Here is a 17,545-nt window from a genome sequence, read left to right as displayed (position 1 = left end):
CGGGCGCCGCCAACGGCGCCCGCTCTCTCACCAGCCGGTCAGGAAACTGAACACCAGCCAGAACAGGCACAGCACGACGGCGCCGGTCAGCAACAGCGTCAGGATCAGCCGGCCGCGCAGCAGCATGCTGAGCGTGATGCCGATCAGCACCGAAACCGGCATCAGCGCCAGGAAGAACGGCCAGGTATAGAGCAGGAAAAACAGGGTATTGGAGCCGTAGACCAGAAACGGCACGGCGAACGCCAGCCAGTAGAAAACAAAGCCGCAGACGCCGCCCAGGAAAGAATAAGAGGGTTCCTCTTTCTCCCGGTTTGAGTCAATCAAGATAGGCGTGACATTTTGCATAGTAATCCCTGGTTATTCGGCGCGCTCTGCGGCGGGCTTAGCGTAAAAAGCGTATGGCGCAGAACGCCACACGCTTTTTTGAATTCAGGGTTTGATAATAGCCTGACCACGCAACACGTCTAACAATTGCGCAATCAAATTTGTTACCAATTGTTGGCCATCCAGGTGAATATCAGGCCGCTGCGGCGCCTCGTAAACCGCGTCAATGCCGGTGAAGTTTCGCAGCTCGCCGGCGCGCGCTTTTTTGTACAATCCCTTCGGATCGCGCGCCTCACAGATCGCCAGCGGCGTGTCGACATACACCTCGATAAAGCGATCGGCATCGAGCATTTCACGCACCATCTGCCGTTCGGCGCGGTGCGGCGAAATGAATGCGGTCAGCACCACCAGCCCGGCGTCGACCATCAGCTTGGCCACTTCCCCGACCCGGCGGATATTCTCGCGGCGATCGTCGTCGGAGAAGCCCAGATCGCGGCACAGGCCGTGGCGCACGTTATCGCCGTCCAGCAGATAGGTGCTGACCCCCAGCCCGTGCAGCGCCTGTTCCAGTGCGCCGGCGACGGTGGATTTGCCCGAGCCGGACAGCCCGGTAAACCACAGCACCACCCCTTTATGGCCGTTGCGCGCCTCGCGATCCGCCCGCGCTACCGCGTGCGGATGCCAAACCACGTTTTCGTCCTCCGGCCCGGTCGGCCGCAGTTCGACAGCGGCCACCTTATTTGCCCCCAAGCAGATCACGCGCGCCCCAATGCGGGAAGTGCTTGCGCACCAGCGCGTTCAGTTCCAGCTCGAAGGCGCTGAATTCGCCGGCCTGCGCCTGCGCATCCTGCAGCGTTTCGCGGATCAAACCGGCGCCGACCGTTACGTTGCTCAGGCGATCGATAAATATCAGCCCGCCGGTGTCGTGGTTGCTCTGATAGCTGTCCAGCACCAGCGGCTCGTCGAAGGTCAGCTCCACCAGGCCAATGCCGTTCAGCGGCAGCGTATCCGCCTGATGCTGCGCCAGCGAGTTGATCTCCACCTGGTGGCGAATGCCTTCCACCCGTGCGCGGGTTTTCTTGCCGGCCACCTTGATGTCGTAACTCTGGCCCGGCAGCAGCGGCTGCTCGGCCATCCACACTACGTCCACCAGCGCGCTTTGCGCCGCCTTCAGGGTTTCGCCGGCGTCGACCAGCAGATCGCCGCGGCTGATGTCCACTTCATCCTGCAGCACCAGCGTGATGGCTTCGCCCGGCACCGCCTGTTGCAGATCGCCGTCGAAGGTAACGATGCGCGCCACGGTAGATTCCACGCCGGAAGGCAGCACCTTCACGCGCTGCCCCACCCGCACCACGCCGGCGGACAGCGTACCGGCATAGCCGCGGAAATCCAGATTGGGGCGATTGACGTACTGCACCGGGAAGCGCAGCGGCTGGGTTTCCCGCTCGCTGATCACGTCCACGCTCTCCAGCACTTCCAGCAGCGTCGGGCCGCTGTACCACGGCATGTGCGCGCTTTCGCTCGCCACGTTGTCGCCGTCCAGCGCCGACAGCGGCACGAACTTGATGTCCAGATCGGTCGGCAGCTGCTGTGCGAAGCTCAGGTAGTCCTGCTTGAACTGCTCGAACACCGATTCCCGATAGTCCACCAGGTCCATTTTGTTCACCGCCACCACCAGATGACGAATGCCCAACAGGGTGGCGATAAAACTGTGGCGGCGGGTCTGATCCAGCACGCCTTTGCGCGCGTCGATCAACAGGATCGCCAGATCGCAGGTGGAGGCGCCGGTGGCCATGTTGCGGGTGTACTGCTCATGCCCCGGGGTATCGGCGATGATAAATTTGCGTTTTTCGGTCGAGAAATAGCGATAGGCCACGTCGATGGTGATGCCCTGCTCGCGCTCGGCCTGCAGGCCGTCCACCAGCAGCGCCAGATCGAGCTTTTCGCCCTGGGTGCCGATGCGCTTGCTGTCGCTGTGCAGCGTAGACAGCTGATCTTCGTAGATCTGGCGGGTATCGTGCAACAGACGCCCGATCAGGGTGCTCTTGCCGTCGTCGACGCTGCCGCAGGTCAGGAAGCGCAGCAGGCTTTTATGTTGCTGCGCATGCAGGTAAGACTCGACGCCGCCCTGTGCAGCGATTTGTTGTGCGATTGCGTTGTTCATCCGGCGGCTCCTTAGAAATACCCTTGACGCTTCTTCAGCTCCATCGAGCCGGACTGATCGCGGTCGATCATCCGTCCCTGGCGCTCACTGGTGGTGGACACCAGCATCTCTTCGATGATCTCCGGCAGCGTTTGCGCCGCCGAATCCACCGCGCCGGTCAGCGGCCAGCAGCCCAGGGTGCGGAAACGCACCATGCGCTGGCTGACAACCTCGCCCGGCTGCAGATCGATGCGATCGTCGTCCACCATCAGCAGCATGCCGTCGCGCTCCACCACCGGGCGCGGTTTCGCCAGGTACAGCGGCACGATGTCGATCTTCTCCAGGAAGATGTACTGCCAGATATCCAGCTCGGTCCAGTTCGACAGCGGGAAGACGCGGATGCTCTCGCCCTTGTTGATCTGGCCGTTGTAGTTGTGCCACAGCTCCGGGCGCTGGTTTTTCGGATCCCAGCGGTGGAAGCGATCGCGGAAGGAATAGATGCGCTCCTTGGCGCGCGACTTCTCTTCGTCGCGGCGAGCGCCGCCGAACGCGGCATCGAAGCCGTATTTGTTCAGCGCCTGTTTCAGGCCTTCGGTTTTCATGATGTCGGTATGCTTGGCGCTGCCGTGCACGAACGGGTTGATGCCCATCGCCACCCCTTCCGGGTTTTTGTGCACCAACAGCTCAAAGCCGTATTCTTTCGCGGTACGGTCGCGGAACTCGTACATTTCGCGGAATTTCCAGCCGGTGTCCACGTGCAGCAGCGGAAACGGCAGCGTACCGGGGAAGAACGCCTTGCGCGCCAGGTGCAGCATCACCGAGGAATCCTTGCCGATGGAATACAGCATCACCGGGTTGCCGAATTCAGCGGCGACTTCACGGATGATATGGATACTCTCCGCCTCCAATTGCCGCAAATGAGTGAGTCGTTTTTCGTCCATAACAGATCCTTAAAAGCCTTGCCTAAGCCAAATTCACGACGGCCGGGCGCGTTGCCCCTTCCGCCTGCGGTTGATGCCCGAACCAGGCGATTTGATGGTGCAGTTCCACCACTTCGCCGATCACCAGCAGCGCCGGCAGCGGCGCGCCCTGGGCCAATTCTTCGAGTTGCTGCAGCGTGCCGGTCTGCACGAGCTGATCGGCGCGGGTACCGCGGCTGATCACCGCCACCGGCGTAGAGGCCGCGCGGCCGTGGGCAATCAGCCGCTGGCTGATGTCCGCCGCCTTCATGGTGCCCATGTAAATGGCCAGCGTTTGCCGCGCCCGGGCCAAATCGGCCCAGTCCAGGCCATCGCCGTCGGGGCGGCAGTGCCCGGTGATGAAGGTCACGCTCTGCGCATGGTCGCGGTGCGTCAGCGGGATGCCGGCGTAGGCGGTCGCCCCGGCGGCGGCGGTAACGCCCGGCACCACCTGGAAAGGAATGCCCGCCGCGGCCGCCACCTGCAGCTCTTCGCCGCCGCGGCCGAAGATGAACGGGTCACCGCCCTTGAGGCGCACGACCCGCTTGCCCTGCTGCGCCAGTTCCACCAGCAGCCGGTTGGTCTCTTCCTGAATAACCGAGTGCGCGCCGGCGCGTTTGCCCACGCAGATGCGTTCGGCGTCGCGGCGCACCAGATCGAGGATCTCGTCGCTGACCAAATGGTCATACAGCACCACGTCCGCCTGCTGCATCACCTGCAGCCCGCGCAGGGTCAGCAGGCCCACGTCGCCCGGCCCGGCGCCCACCAGCGCTATCTCGCCCTGCAGGCCTTCGCCGCCTTGAGCGAAGCGCCGTAAATCCTGTTCCAGCTGTTGTTCCGCCTGCGCCGGCTGGCCATTCGCCACCAGCGTAGAAAAGCGGCCGCCAAAGGTTTTTTCCCAGAAGCGGCGGCGCTCGCCGATCGACGTCAGCCGCCGTTTGACCTGGCCGCGCCAGCGGCCGGCGAGCTGCGCCATCTGGCCCAGGCTGGCGGGCAGCAGCGCCTCCAGCTTTTCGCGCAGCATGCGCGCCAGCACCGGCGCCTGGCCGCCGGAAGAGACGGCGACCACCAGCGGTGAACGATCGATAATCGACGGGAAGATAAACGAGCAGCGCGGCTGATCGTCCACCACGTTGGCCAACACCCGCCGTTGGTCCGCTTCGGCGAACACCTTGGCGTTCAGGGCGCTGTCATCGGTCGCGGCGATCACCAGGAACACTTCGTCCAGCTGGCCGGGCTCAAAAGCCGTCCCCAGCCAGAGCACCCGGCCCTGCTGACGTTGTTGTTCAAGTTCCGGTGAGAGCGACTGCGCAACTATCCGTATTTCAGCCCCGGCGCGCTGCAGCAGATCGACTTTGCGCGCAGCCACTTCACCGCCGCCAACGACCAGCACCGGGCGTTGTTTCAGGTCGGCAAATATTGGTAGATAGTCCACAACAGCCTTTTCATATAACAGAAAGATAGTGTGACTATACGGGCTGAGATTTAGCCTCTGAAATGACGAAAAGGAATGACTAGTTACTTTATGGAATATAGGCCGCAGCACAGGGGTTAAGCGGTGATAACCCGGGCGAAAGATTGCGCGTTCGCGCCAAAATTAGGAGCCGGAGAAATTGTGTAATCCCGCGCGGCGTCTCATACTGGACACCGCAGAAAAATAATCGGCACCGCCGATATCAGAGAAGGATTTTCCGGTATGTTTTCCCGTTCTTACCTGAAGACCAGCCTGCTGGCCCTCGCCCTTAGCGGCGTCTTCAGCGTTTCAGCCGCCGCACAGCCTGTAAAAGACGCCCCAATCGGCAAATTCGCCGCCGACCAGATTCGCCATATCGCCACCTACTTCCCCGGCCGCATGGCGGGCAGCCCGGCCGAGTTGCTCACCGCCGACTACCTGAAGCAGCAGTTCAGCAAAATGGGCTATCAGAGCGATATCCGCAGCTTCAACACCCGCTATCTCTACAGCAGCAAAGACGGCAAGAAGAACTGGAACAACGTCACCGCCAGTTCGGTGATCGCCGCCAGAAACGGCGACCGCCCCAAACAGATTGTGATCGTCGCCCATTTCGACACCTATACCCCGCAGAGCGACGCCGATCTGGACAATAACCTCGGCGGCCTGACGCTGCAGGGGGTCGATGACAACGCCTCCGGCATCGGCGTGATGCTGGAGCTGGCGGAACGCCTGAAAAACATCCCCACCGCTTACGGCCTGCGCTTTGTCGCCACCAGCGCCGAAGAGCTCGGTTCGCAGGGCGCGCTGAATTACCTGCAGCGCATGAGCGTGGAAGAGAAACAGAATACCCTGCTGGTGATTAACCTCGACAGCCTGATTACCGGCGATCGCCTGTACTTCAACGCCGGCCGCAACACGCCGCCGCAGATGGCGAAGCAGAGCCGCGATCGCGCGCTGGACATCGCCCACCGTTACGGCATTGCCGCCGCCGTCAATCCGGGCAGCAAACGGCACCCGAAAGGCACCGGCTGCTGTTCCGATCAGGAGGTGTTCGATACCGCCGGCATTCCGGTGCTGTCGGTGGAAGCCACCAACTGGTCGCTGGGCGACAAGGACGGCTACCAGCAGCGCGCCGTCAGCCCGCATTTCCCGCAGGGCGTAACCTGGCACCGGCCGCAGTACGACAACCTGCAGTATCTCGAACGCTACCTGCCGGGGCGCATCGATAAACGCAGCCGCGAGAGCGTGCAGATCCTGCTGCCGCTGATCAAGGAACTGGCGCAGGCCCATCCGCCGAAAGCGCCAAAGAAAAAGTGATCCTCAGGGGATAAAATTCAGTACGAATCGTTCTCCGCCGCCGGGGCGAGCCGCCATCCCCGCCAGGGTATCGGTGCCGCGCCGTGGCGGCATATGCGGTTAAATTGCCCAGGCCCAGCGTCTGCCGGGCCTGAAATAATTTACCGCATTCAGCCTTCGTGCAGGCCGCACTCGCGCTTCAGGCCGAAGAAGCGGGTCTCTTCCTCACTCATGCCCGGTTCCCATTTCTGGGTGGTGTGGGTATCGCCGACCGACAGGTAGCCCTGCTCCCACAGCGGGTGATAGCTCAGGCCGTGCTCGGTCAGGTACTGGTAAATCTTGCGGTTGTCCCAGTCGATGATCGGCAGGATCTTGAATACCCCGCGCTGCACCGCCAGCACCGGCAGGTTAGCGCGGCTGCCGGACTGCTCGCGCCGCAGGCCGGCGAACCAGGTCTGCGCGCCCAGCGTTTCCAGCGCGCGGTTCATCGGCTCAACCTTGTTGATCTGATTGTATTTTTCTATGCCCTCAACGCCCTGCTCCCACAGCTTGCCGTAGCGCGCTTCCTGCCAGGCCGGCGAGTGCTCGGCGCGGAACACCTGCAGATTCAGCTTCAGCTTGTCGGCCAACTGGTCGATAAACTGATAGGTTTCCGGGAACAGATAGCCGGTATCGGTGAGGATCACCGGAATATCCGGCCGGATGCGGGTGACCAAGTGCAGGCACACCGCCGCTTGAATGCCAAAGCTGGAAGAGAGCACAAACTCGCCCGGAAGGTGCTCCAGCGCCCACGCTACCCGCTGCTCGGCGGAAAGGGTTTCCAGCTGACCGTTGACGACCGCCAATGCCAGCGCCTGCCCGGATTTAGGCAGCGCATTCAGCGCCGCCAGATCGAATTCAGCCATGTTGCCTGCCTCCTGATGCTTGTACGCTATAGGGTATGCGGCCCCCTGCCGGGGGCCGCATACCCTCAGTCCCAGAAATCCTGCGCCGAATCCACCACCGGCCGTACGATGCCGGCGCGGATGGTGAAGTCGCCAAAGCCTTCGCCGGCGTGGCGCTCTTGCGCCCAACGGCCCACCAGCTGGTCGATCTCCCGCAGGATTTCTTCTTCGTTGATATTTTCGCGATACATGCGCGGAATGCGCGTGCCTTCACGGTTGCCGCCCAGATGCAGGTTATAGCGGCCGACCGCCTTGCCTACCAGCCCAAGCTCCGCCAACAGCGCGCGGCCGCAGCCGTTCGGGCAGCCGGTAATGCGCAGTACGATATGCTCGTCACCCACCCCATGCTGATGCAGGATCCCTTCCACCCTGGTGACGAACTCCGGCAGGAAGCGTTCGGCTTCGGCCATCGCCAGCGGGCAGGTCGGGAACGATACGCAGGCCATAGAATTCTTGCGTTGATCGCTGACGCCGTCGTCGATCAGCCCGTGATCGCGCGCCAGCGCTTCGATCTTCGCCTTCTCGCTTTCCGGCACGCCGGCGATAATCAGGTTCTGGTTGGCGGTCAGCCGGAAATCGCCCCGGTGGATCTTGGCTATCTCAGCCACGCCGGTTTTCAGCGGGCGGCCCGGATAATCCAGCAACCGGCCGTTCTCGATAAACAGCGTCAGGTGCCAGTGGTTGTCGATGCCCTTGACCCAGCCGATGCGATCGCCGCGGCCGGTGAATTCGTACGGGCGGATCGGTTCAAAGGTAATGCCGGCCCGTTTTTCCACTTCGGCGCGGAAAACATCCACCCCGACCCGCTCCAGGGTGTATTTGGTCTTGGCGTTTTTACGGTCGGTGCGGTTGCCCCAGTCGCGCTGGGTGGTCACCACCGCCTCCGCCACCGCCAGCGTATGCTCCAGCGGAATGTAGCCAAACTCGCTGGCCTTGCGCGCATAGGTCTTCTTGTTGCCGTGTTCGATCGACAGCCCGCCGCCCACCAGCAGGTTGAAGCCCACCAGCTTGCCGTTTTTGGCGATCGCCACGAAGTTCATGTCGTTGGCGTGCAGATCCACGTCGTTCTGCGGCGGGATCACCACCGTGGTCTTGAACTTGCGCGGCAGATAGGTGGCGCCGAGGATCGGCTCCTCATCGGTCGTCGCCACCTTTTCCTGATCCAGCCACACCTCGGCATAGGCGCGGGTGCGCGGCAACAGGTGCTCGGAGATCTTCTTGGCCCATTCGTAGGCTTCCTGATGCAGCTCAGACTCCACCGGGTTGGAGGTGCACAGCACGTTGCGGTTGACGTCGTTGGCGGTCGCCAGCGCGTCGAGCCCCAGCCGATTCAGCAATTGATGCACCGGCTTGACGTTGCCCTTCAGAATGCCGTGAAACTGGAAGGTCTGACGGTTGGTGATGCGAATGCTGCCGTACAGCGTGCTTTCCTGCGCGAATTTGTCGATGCCCAGCCACTGCTGCGGGCTGATGATGCCGCCCGGCAAACGGCAGCGCAGCATCATCGCATGGCGCGGCTCCAGCTTCTGCTCGGCGCGTTCGGCGCGAATGTCGCGATCGTCCTGCTGATACATGCCGTGAAAGCGGATCAGCAGGAAATTGTCGCCGTTGAAGCCGCCGGTCAGGCCGTCATTCAAGTCTTCGGCGATGGTGCCGCGCAGGAAGTTGCTTTCCTTCTTCATGCGTTCGGCGTCGGCCAGTTTGCCTTCGACCACCAGAGGCCCCGGGTGTTTATCACTCATCAGTAAACATCTCGCTGATAACGGCGCTCGAGGCGCAGCTCACTTAAAAATTCGTCCGCCAGCTCGGTATCCATGCCACCGTGCTCGGCCACCAGTTCCAGTAATGTGTTTTCCACGTCTTTCGCCATGCGGTTGGCATCGCCGCAGACGTAAATGTGCGCGCCTTCCTGGATCCAGCGCCACACTTCCGCGCCCTGTTCGCGCAGTTTGTCTTGTACGTAGACTTTATGTTGCTGATCGCGTGACCAGGCCAGATCGATGCGGGTCAGCAGGCCGTCTTTCACATAGCGCTGCCATTCGACCTGATACAGGAAATCTTCGGTAAAGTGCGGATTGCCGAAGAACAGCCAGTTTTTGCCGCCCGCGCCTTCGGCGTCGCGCTGCTGCATAAAGGCGCGAAACGGCGCAATGCCGGTGCCCGGGCCTATCATGATCACCGGCGCATCCGGGTTGGCCGGCAAACGGAAGTTGTCGTTATGCTCGATAAACACCCGCACGTCGCCGTCCTCTTCCAGGCGATCCGCCAGGAAGCTCGAGGCGCCGCCGGCGCGGGCGCGGCCGTCGATGTCGTAGCGCACCACGCCAACGGTGATATGCACTTCGTTTTCGGTCTCGGCCTGCGAAGAGGCGATGGAATACAGGCGCGGCGTCAGCGGGCGCAGCAGGCCAATCAGCTGCTCAGCGTTGAGATCGGCCGGCGCCTGGCGCACCATGTCGACGATCGGCGTATTGTGCGCGTAACGCTGCAGCGCGGCTTTGTCCGCCAGCAGGCCGATAAGCTGCTCGTCGCGCGACAACGCGGCGTATTTATCGACGATCGGCGTGGTGTTCTGCGTCAGCTCGAAGTGGCTGCGCAGCGCTTCCGCCAGCGGCAGGGTCTTGCCCTCCACCTCAACCGGTTCGTCGCCTTTCAGCCACAGCAGCTGCACCAGTTCATCCACCAGCGCCGGATCGTTGTCGAACCACACCCCCAGCGCGTCGCCCGGCCGGTAGCGCAGGCCGGAGTCGCCGAGGTCGATTTCGATATGGCGCACGTCCTTATCCGAGCCGCGGCCGGTGATTTTTTGCTTCACCGCCAGTTGGGCGGTCAGCGGCTGTTCCTTGCTGTACGGGCTGCTGTCGAGCAGATCGACCGCCCCGTTGGCAAGCTGGCCCGGGGCGGCGTTTTCCGCCGGCGCGCGCGCCTTCAGCACCTCCACCACCTGCTTGCGCCAGGCGGCGGCCAGTTCTTGATACTCCACATCGGCGTCGACCCGCTCCACCAGGCGTTCGGCGCCCAGCTCGGCCAGCTTGCCGTCAAAGTCTTTGCCCGACTGGCAGAAGTTCTCATAAGAGGTGTCGCCCAGCCCGAATACCGCGAAGGCGGTGTCGTTGAGCTTCGGCGCTTTTTTCGAGAACAGGAATTTATGCAGCGCGACCGCTTCTTCCGCCGGCTCGCCTTCCCCCTGGGTGGAGGCGACGATCACCAGCAGGCGCTCTTGCGCGATCTGCTTGAATTTGTAGTCGCCGGCGTTGACCAGCGTGGCGCTCAGCTTGGCGGCCAGCAGGTCGTCACGCAGCTGTTCCGCCAGGCGGCGCGCATTGCCGGTCTGCGAAGCGGAAATGATGGTGATGCCGGCGGCGGCAGCGGGGGCGGCAGGCGCACTGGCTACGGCTCCAGGCTGTTGATTAACCATTCCCCAGAAATAGCCTGACAGCCACGCCAGCTGCGTCGGGGAATATTCACCGATCGCCGCCTGCAGGCGCGCCAGCTGTTCGGGCGTCAGCGGGAGCAAAGATGTTGGAGGAGCCTGAGTCGTCATTGCAGTACTTGTTTCCTATACTTGGCGCCTATCCGGAGTGGCGCTCGCCAGTGTCAGTCGCTGTCTCTTCGTTCAGTCGGAGGTCCTGAAAAGATCAGGAGAGTTTGTAAGGTTACCGAGCAGAATAGCAACGAATAAATAAGGGATAGCAATAATTAATAACCAAAATGACTAAGCTGTTTTTCTGGTAAGGCATAACGCTTAAAGCGTTAAACAATGTTTTTCATCCCGCTGAAATATAACCTGTTTTTTTTGCCGTTTTTGAATGAATCGCATTTACAGCTCATTACCCCAGCCGATAGGTCCCTGTGCGACCAAACAAAAAAAGTGTTAACCGGGCAGGTTGCCGCCGGCGGTAGACCAAAGCGGTATAAATGGCAAGCAGGCGCGCTTTCCGGTACTATGCGGCGGTTTTTGAGTCAATGAGGCCGTAATAATGGCAACCACGCTGTTTAAAGATTTTCAGTTTGAAGCCGCACACCGTTTGCCGCACGTGCCGGAGGGCCATAAATGCGGCCGTCTGCATGGGCATTCGTTTATGGTGCGTCTGGAAGTAACCGGTGAAGTGGACGCCCACACCGGTTGGGTGATGGATTTCGCCGAGCTTAAGGCCGTGTTCTCGCCAATTTGGGAGCGCCTGGATCACCATTATCTGAACGATATTCCAGGATTGGAAAATCCCACCAGCGAAGTGCTCGCCGCCTGGATCTGGCAGCAGCTCAAACCTCAGTTGCCGGAACTGACTGCGGTGATGGTGAAAGAGACCTGTACCGCCGGATGCGTATATAAAGGTTGATCCCCTTCATCTTTCAAGCTGCAGCGTTGTTGGCTGCAGTTTGAAAGCTTTTGACTCAGGCAACTAAGCAATATTCAAATATTTGTGGGTTTGCATCGACAGGCGCCAGTTGCGCGCGATGCAGGTCTCGATGCACAGGCGGGTCGCCTCTTCCTTCTGGCTGATCGGCTGCAGCGCGATAATGCGCGCCTTGTCATCCTGCAGCGTCGCCAACAGCGCGTCCAGCGCCTCGATATCCCGTTCACGCGCCACCGGATGCTTCACTTCGTCGGCGCGCTGCAGCGCCTGATCCAGCACCTTCATACCGCCGCGCATATTCACCTTGGGTGAAACCGTCACCCAGGTTTTGGCCGAACAGCGGATCTCGTGGGTGCCGCTGGTTTCGATCTGGCAACCGTAGCCCTGCTGCTCGAACAGCTCGGTCAGCGGCGTCAAATCGTAGATGCACGGCTCGCCGCCGGTGATTACCACGTGGCGCGCGGTATAGCCCTGTTGGCGCATCACCGCCAGCAGCTGCTCGGCGCTGGCGCTGCCCCAGGCGTCGCTCTCTGCGGTTTTGACCAGGATCCGCTGCATGTCGACTTCCCGATTGGCTTCCTTTTCCCAGGTATGCTTGGTGTCGCACCAGCTGCACCCTACCGGGCAGCCCTGCAGGCGGATAAATATGGCCGGTACGCCGGTGAAAAAGCCTTCGCCCTGCAAGGTTTGGAACATCTCATTAATCGGGTACTGCATCGGTTTCTCAATCTGGAAAGGTAAAACGCGATTATCGCAGATTCCGGCCCGGCGACCAAATGGCCAAAATTGTATTAAATTTTATCCCAGCCCCCGGCGCCAGCATATCTCACCGGCTATAAGGCCCATTTAATTGGCTTTCTGAAGCTGCGCCGTTGATCCGCGATGCAACCTGCTCCGTCAAAAACAACACTCAGGTAACAAATAAGATAAATATATTTGACATAAAGCGGCGAGACGCAGATGTATATACAAGCAAACACAAGCCGGGCGACAGTTCCGGCAACGTCTCCATCACCACTACATCTGCGTTTAGAGGGTGCCATGACTCATTCCAGCGAGTTGAATATTCAACAGGCTATCGACGACAGCAAGTTTTCGCTGTTCCACTGGACCTTGATCATTCTCGGGTTCCTGATCCTCGCCATCGACGGTTTCGACACCGCCGCCATGGGGTATATCGCCCCCTCGGTCGCCAAAGACTGGGGGATCGTCAAACAGGATCTGGGGCCGGTGCTGAGCGCCGCGCTGCTCGGCCTGTCGCTCGGCGCGCTGGTCGCCGGGCCAATCTCGGATCGCATCGGCCGCAAACGGGTGCTGGTATTCTCCTGCCTGTTCTTCGGCCTGTCGAGCCTGGCCACCGCCTACGCCGGATCGCTCAACAGCCTGACGCTGTGGCGCTTTCTCACCGGCCTGGGGCTGGGCGCGGCGATGCCTAACGCCATCACGCTGATCTCGGAATATGCGCCGCAGCGCTGCCGTTCGCTGGCGATCAACACCATGTACTGCGGCTTCCCGCTGGGCGCGGCCGGCGGCGGCGCCATTTCATCCTGGCTGATCCCGGCCTACGGCTGGCACAGCGTGCTGCTGCTGGGGGCGATTGCGCCGCTGGTGCTGACCGTGCTGCTGATCCTGTTCCTGCCGGAGTCGGTCAAATACATGGTCAACCGCGGCCAGGACGCGATGAAAATCAAACGCATCGCCCAACGGTTCGTCAGCCGCAACCTCGACAGCGTGACCCGTTTCTCTCTGTATGAGGAAAAGCTGGCGCAGTCGAAGACCAGCGTCGGCCTGCTGTTTACCCGCCCCTACCTGCTCGGCACGCTGATGCTGTGGCTCACCTATTTTATGGGACTGGTGATCTACTACGTGCTGCTGAGCTGGATGCCGATCCTGATGCAGGGGTTGGGCTATCAGCTGGAACAATCGGCGATCCTCACTTCGCTGTTCACCTTCGGCGGCACGCTGGGCATTCTGGTGGCCGGCTGGCTGATGGACCGCTGGAATGCGCATAAGGTGGTATCGAGCGGCTTCGTCATCACCGCTCTGCTGATTGTGGCGATGGCCACCGAGGACAGCCATATCGTGCTGTTGGGCGCCTTCATCTTCCTGATGGGCATCACCATGAACGGCGCCCAGTCCGGCCTGCAAACCCTGGCGGCCACCTTCTATCCCACTCACAGCCGCGCCACCGGCATCGCCTGGATGCAGGGCATCGGCCGCTTCGGCGGCGTCGCCGGCACCATGATGGGCGCGCAGTTGCTGGCCATGCAGTGGGAGGTGCAAAGCATCCTGATGTTCCTGTGCGTTCCGGCGCTGATCGCCGCCATGGCGACGGTGTTCAAAATGACCCGCAGAGCGGTGCTGCAACCGGCCACCTGATCCCTCGCAACCCCGCAAAAGCCCGCCCCCGGCGGGCTTTTGGCTTTCCGGCGATAGGATTTATTTATCGCTGACGGCCAACTGTAACCAGCATGTAAAAATATTGTGATTTGACGCTCAAAAATGACTCAATTTTAATTCATTTTTGTTGAATAGCTCACTGTTCTCCCGCGTGCGGCTAATGACGCCGGCGACACAAACCAATTCAATTTATTGATAAATAAAACAAATAATTTTCTCTTATGCCATTTCCAATCGCAACTGGTCAGTGTTGCATATGCTTGTACATACAAGTATATGTTAATAAAACCCTACGCATTGTTATGCCGTGGTGATTACCCCACCGCGTCATGGGATCTGCACCGATACTGTTTGAGGAAAACGCTGTGACTACAAATAACAAAGTTCGCAATGTCGATGTACGCGCGCCACGCGGCACACAATTAAATGCAAAAAGCTGGCTGACCGAAGCGCCGTTACGCATGCTGATGAACAACCTCGATCCGGAAGTGGCGGAAAACCCGCATGAGCTGGTGGTGTACGGCGGCATCGGCCGCGCCGCGCGCGACTGGGACTGCTACGACAAAATCGTCGCAACCCTGAAAACGCTGGAAGACAACGAAACCCTGCTGGTGCAGTCCGGCAAGCCGGTCGGCGTGTTCAAAACCCACAGCAATGCGCCGCGCGTGCTGATCGCCAACTCCAACCTGGTGCCGCACTGGGCCACCTGGGAACACTTTAACGAGCTCGACGCCAAAGGTCTGGCGATGTATGGCCAGATGACCGCCGGCAGCTGGATCTACATCGGCAGCCAGGGCATCGTGCAGGGCACTTACGAAACCTTCGTCGAAGCGGGCCGCCAACATTACGACGGCAGCCTGCAGGGCCGCTGGGTGCTGACCGCCGGTCTGGGCGGCATGGGCGGCGCGCAGCCGCTGGCCGCGACCCTGGCCGGCGCCTGTTCGCTGAACATCGAATGCCAGCAAAGCCGCATCGATTTCCGTTTGAAAACCCGCTACGTCGATGAGCAGGCCACAGATCTGGACGACGCGCTGGCCCGCATCAAGCGTTACACCGCCGAAGGCAAAGCCATCTCTATCGCGCTGTGCGGCAACGCGGCGGAAATTCTGCCGGAGCTGGTGCGCCGCGGCGTGCGCCCGGACATGGTCACCGACCAGACCAGCGCCCACGACCCGTTGAACGGCTACCTGCCGAACGGCTGGAGCTGGGAAGAATACCGCCAGCGCGCCCAGACCGAGCCCGCCAAAGTGGTCACCGCCGCCAAGCAATCGATGGCCGAACACGTGAAAGCCATGCTGGCGTTCCAGCAGATGGGCGTGCCCACCTTCGACTACGGCAACAACATCCGCCAGATGGCGAAAGAAATGGGCGTCGACAACGCCTTCGATTTCCCGGGCTTCGTGCCGGCCTATATCCGTCCGCTGTTCTGCCGCGGCATCGGGCCGTTCCGCTGGGCCGCGCTGTCCGGCGACCCGCAGGACATCTACAAAACCGACGCCATGGTCAAAGAACTGATCCCGGACGACGAACACCTGCACCGCTGGCTGGACATGGCGCGCGAGCGCATCAGCTTCCAGGGCCTGCCGGCGCGCATCTGCTGGGTTGGCCTGGGCCAACGCGCCAAGCTGGGCCTGGCGTTCAACGAAATGGTACGCCGCGGCGAGCTGTCGGCGCCGATCGTCATCGGCCGCGACCACCTCGACTCCGGCTCGGTCTCCAGCCCTAACCGCGAAACCGAATCGATGAAAGACGGCTCCGACGCGGTATCCGACTGGCCGCTGCTCAACGCCCTGCTGAACACCGCCAGCGGCGCGACCTGGGTTTCTCTGCACCACGGCGGCGGCGTCGGCATGGGCTTCTCCCAGCACTCCGGCATGGTGATCGTCTGCGACGGCACCGATGAAGCCGCCGAGCGCATCGCCCGCGTACTGCATAACGACCCGGCCACCGGCGTAATGCGCCATGCCGATGCCGGCTACGACATCGCCATCGACTGCGCCCGCGAGCAAGGCCTGAACCTGCCGATGGTCGCCGCCACTCAAGGAGGCAAAGCATGAAAGCGCTGACTATCCGCCCTGGGCAATTGACGCTGGCGCAGCTGCGCGACGTGTATCGGCATCCGGTCACCCTGCAGCTGGACGACAACGCCTACGCCGCCATTCAGCAAAGCGTCGCCTGCGTGGAACGCATTGTGGAGGAAAACCGCACCACCTACGGCATCAACACCGGCTTTGGCCTGCTGGCCTCCACCCGCATTGCGCGGGAAGATCTGGAGAACCTGCAGCGTTCGATCGTGCTGTCTCACGCCGCCGGCGTGGGCGCACCGACCGACGACAGCCTGGTTCGCCTGATCATGGTGTTGAAGATCAACAGCCTGTCCCGCGGCTTCTCCGGCATTCGTCTGGAGGTGATCCAGGCGCTGATCGCGCTGGTCAACGCCGAAGTGTACCCGCACATTCCGCTGAAGGGCTCGGTGGGCGCCTCCGGCGACCTGGCGCCGCTGGCGCACATGAGCCTGCTGCTGCTGGGCGAAGGCAAGGCGCGCCATCAGGGCGAATGGCTGCCGGCGACCGAAGCGCTGGCCAAGGCGGGCCTGAAACCGCTGACGCTGGCGGCGAAGGAAGGCCTGGCGTTGCTGAACGGCACCCAGGTTTCTACCGCCTTCGCCCTGCGCGGCCTGTTCGACGCGGAAGACCTGTACGCCGCCGCCACCGTGACGGGCAGCCTGACGGTGGAAGCGGCGCTGGGTTCGCGCAGCCCGTTCGATGCGCGTATCCACGAGGTGCGCGGCCAACGCGGCCAAATCGACGCCGCCGTCGCCTATCGCCATCTGCTCGGCGAGCGCAGCGAGGTGTCCGATTCGCACCGCAACTGTGAAAAAGTGCAGGACCCCTACTCCCTGCGCTGTCAGCCGCAGGTGATGGGCGCCTGCCTGACGCAAATTCGCCAGGCCGGCGAAGTGCTGGAGACCGAAGCCAACGCGGTATCCGATAACCCGCTGGTGTTCGCCGAACAGGGCGACGTGCTGTCCGGCGGCAACTTCCACGCCGAGCCGGTGGCGATGGCCGCCGACAACCTGGCGCTGGCGTTTGCCGAAATCGGCTCGCTGTCCGAACGCCGCATCTCGCTGATGATGGACAAACACATGTCGCAGCTGCCGCCGTTCCTGGTGGAAAACGGCGGGGTGAACTCCGGCTTTATGATAGCCCAGGTTACCGCCGCGGCGCTGGCCAGTGAAAACAAGGCCCTGTCGCACCCGTCCAGCGTTGACAGCATCCCGACCTCCGCCAACCAGGAAGACCACGTTTCCATGGCGCCGGCCGCCGGGCGCCGCCTGTGGGAAATGGCCGACAACGTGCGCGGCATTCTGGCGGTCGAATGGCTGGCCGCCTGTCAGGGCCTGGATTTCCGCACCGGCCTGAAAACCACCGCAGGGCTGGAGCAGGCGCGCCGTTTGTTGCGCGAGCATGTCAGTTTCTACGACAAGGATCGTTTCTTCGCCCCCGACATTGAAGTCGCCAGCCAGCTGCTGGCGGCCGGTCACCTGACATCGCTGCTGCCTGCGGCGCTGCTGCCTAGCCTGGCGTAACCACAAAATCTGACCACGCAGTTTGTTCTGTCCCCACCGGGTGCGTTCCACCCGGTGCGGGCAGCGCGTGCCTGTTCGG

14 protein-coding genes are annotated in these 17,545 nt (G+C 61.7%); 5 read left to right on the top strand and 9 right to left on the bottom strand.

The genetic code is table 11. The features are described 5' to 3' along the window. Positions 1-27: 27 nt before the first annotated feature. The 5 genes from CKW09_RS04245 to cysG all read right to left on the bottom strand — a co-directional run bounded on the left by CKW09_RS04245 (position 28) and on the right by cysG (position 4,861). Positions 28-345, bottom strand: coding sequence for a DUF3561 family protein (locus CKW09_RS04245; protein ID WP_061795025.1), 318 nt, complete (start codon positions 343-345; stop codon positions 28-30). 84 nt (positions 346-429) lie between these two features. Then, positions 430-1,059, bottom strand: a complete 630-nt coding sequence (gene cysC, locus CKW09_RS04240; protein WP_061795024.1) for an adenylyl-sulfate kinase — start codon at positions 1,057-1,059, stop codon at positions 430-432. 1 nt (position 1,060) lies between these two features. Continuing rightward, positions 1,061-2,488, bottom strand: coding sequence for a sulfate adenylyltransferase subunit CysN (gene cysN / locus CKW09_RS04235; protein WP_061795023.1), 1,428 nt, complete (start codon positions 2,486-2,488; stop codon positions 1,061-1,063). An 11-nt stretch (positions 2,489-2,499) separates the two neighbouring features. Further along, positions 2,500-3,408 (bottom strand): sulfate adenylyltransferase subunit CysD, encoded by a 909-nt coding sequence (gene cysD, locus CKW09_RS04230; RefSeq protein ID WP_061795022.1) that lies wholly within the window; start codon positions 3,406-3,408, stop codon positions 2,500-2,502. 22 nt (positions 3,409-3,430) lie between these two features. Continuing rightward, complete coding sequence (gene cysG, locus CKW09_RS04225) at positions 3,431-4,861, bottom strand: siroheme synthase CysG (protein ID WP_061795021.1); 1,431 nt, start codon at positions 4,859-4,861, stop codon at positions 3,431-3,433. Between the two features lie 261 nt (positions 4,862-5,122). Between cysG and CKW09_RS04220 the strand changes: the two genes are divergently transcribed. Then, positions 5,123-6,196 carry an aminopeptidase gene (locus CKW09_RS04220; protein ID WP_061795020.1) on the top strand — a complete coding sequence of 358 codons (1,074 nt, stop codon included), beginning with the start codon at positions 5,123-5,125 and terminating at the stop codon, positions 6,194-6,196. A gap of 149 nt (positions 6,197-6,345) precedes the next feature. On the opposite strand, the gene cysH is transcribed toward CKW09_RS04220, so the two are convergent. The 3 genes from cysH to cysJ form a co-directional block, all read right to left on the bottom strand. Beyond that, on the bottom strand, positions 6,346-7,080 hold the full coding sequence (gene cysH, locus CKW09_RS04215; RefSeq protein ID WP_061795019.1) for a phosphoadenosine phosphosulfate reductase: 735 nt from the start codon (positions 7,078-7,080) through the stop codon (positions 6,346-6,348). 65 nt (positions 7,081-7,145) lie between these two features. After that, positions 7,146-8,861 (bottom strand): assimilatory sulfite reductase (NADPH) hemoprotein subunit, encoded by a 1,716-nt coding sequence (cysI, locus tag CKW09_RS04210; protein WP_061795018.1) that lies wholly within the window; start codon positions 8,859-8,861, stop codon positions 7,146-7,148. Beyond that, entirely contained in the window at positions 8,861-10,663 is a 1,803-nt protein-coding gene (gene cysJ, locus CKW09_RS04205) for an NADPH-dependent assimilatory sulfite reductase flavoprotein subunit (RefSeq protein ID WP_095095787.1), read from the bottom strand. Before cysJ ends, cysI begins: the two co-directional genes overlap by 1 nt. 436 nt (positions 10,664-11,099) lie before the next feature. Here cysJ and queD point away from each other — a divergent pair, with 436 nt between their 5' ends. Further along, complete coding sequence (gene queD / locus CKW09_RS04200; protein ID WP_020825254.1) at positions 11,100-11,459, top strand: 6-carboxytetrahydropterin synthase QueD; 360 nt, start codon at positions 11,100-11,102, stop codon at positions 11,457-11,459. A 63-nt stretch (positions 11,460-11,522) separates the two neighbouring features. On the opposite strand, the gene queE is transcribed toward queD, so the two are convergent. After that, on the bottom strand, positions 11,523-12,194 hold the full coding sequence (gene queE, locus CKW09_RS04195) for a 7-carboxy-7-deazaguanine synthase QueE (protein ID WP_061795016.1): 672 nt from the start codon (positions 12,192-12,194) through the stop codon (positions 11,523-11,525). 324 nt (positions 12,195-12,518) lie between these two features. On the opposite strand from queE, the gene CKW09_RS04190 reads away from it, so the two are divergent. The 3 genes from CKW09_RS04190 (at position 12,519) to hutH (ending at position 17,466) form a co-directional block, all read left to right on the top strand. Next, positions 12,519-13,856 carry an MFS transporter gene (locus CKW09_RS04190; protein WP_061795015.1) on the top strand — a complete coding sequence of 446 codons (1,338 nt, stop codon included), beginning with the start codon at positions 12,519-12,521 and terminating at the stop codon, positions 13,854-13,856. Between the two features lie 386 nt (positions 13,857-14,242). Continuing rightward, positions 14,243-15,934, top strand: a complete 1,692-nt coding sequence (hutU, locus tag CKW09_RS04185) for a urocanate hydratase (protein WP_095095785.1) — start codon at positions 14,243-14,245, stop codon at positions 15,932-15,934. Further along, a complete protein-coding gene (gene hutH, locus CKW09_RS04180) occupies positions 15,931-17,466 on the top strand; it encodes a histidine ammonia-lyase (protein ID WP_061795013.1) in 1,536 nt (511 codons plus the stop codon). Before hutU ends, hutH begins: the two co-directional genes overlap by 4 nt. The last annotated feature ends 79 nt before the right edge of the window (positions 17,467-17,545 follow it).

The sequence above is a fragment of the Serratia ficaria genome (genome assembly GCF_900187015.1).
Lineage (GTDB): Bacteria > Pseudomonadota > Gammaproteobacteria > Enterobacterales > Enterobacteriaceae > Serratia > Serratia ficaria.
The sequence above is the reverse complement of the archived record's forward strand: the minus strand, read 5'-3'. Positions and strand labels throughout refer to the sequence as shown.

Bases quoted from the DNA above. Each gene is read 5' to 3' on its own strand.
- cysH (WP_061795019.1), bottom strand. From the start codon at position 7,080: ATGGCTGAATTCGATCTGGCGGCGCTGAATGCGCTGCCTAAATCCGGG.
- cysN (WP_061795023.1), bottom strand. From the start codon at position 2,488: ATGAACAACGCAATCGCACAACAAATCGCTGCACAGGGCGGCGTCGAG.
- cysD (WP_061795022.1), bottom strand. From the start codon at position 3,408: ATGGACGAAAAACGACTCACTCATTTGCGGCAATTGGAGGCGGAGAGT.
- cysJ (WP_095095787.1), bottom strand. From the start codon at position 10,663: ATGACGACTCAGGCTCCTCCAACATCTTTGCTCCCGCTGACGCCCGAA.
- cysI (WP_061795018.1), bottom strand. From the start codon at position 8,861: ATGAGTGATAAACACCCGGGGCCTCTGGTGGTCGAAGGCAAACTGGCC.
- queE (WP_061795016.1), bottom strand. From the start codon at position 12,194: ATGCAGTACCCGATTAATGAGATGTTCCAAACCTTGCAGGGCGAAGGC.
- CKW09_RS04220 (WP_061795020.1), top strand. From the start codon at position 5,123: ATGTTTTCCCGTTCTTACCTGAAGACCAGCCTGCTGGCCCTCGCCCTT.
- queD (WP_020825254.1), top strand. From the start codon at position 11,100: ATGGCAACCACGCTGTTTAAAGATTTTCAGTTTGAAGCCGCACACCGT.
- CKW09_RS04245 (WP_061795025.1), bottom strand. From the start codon at position 345: ATGCAAAATGTCACGCCTATCTTGATTGACTCAAACCGGGAGAAAGAG.
- CKW09_RS04190 (WP_061795015.1), top strand. From the start codon at position 12,519: ATGACTCATTCCAGCGAGTTGAATATTCAACAGGCTATCGACGACAGC.
- hutH (WP_061795013.1), top strand. From the start codon at position 15,931: ATGAAAGCGCTGACTATCCGCCCTGGGCAATTGACGCTGGCGCAGCTG.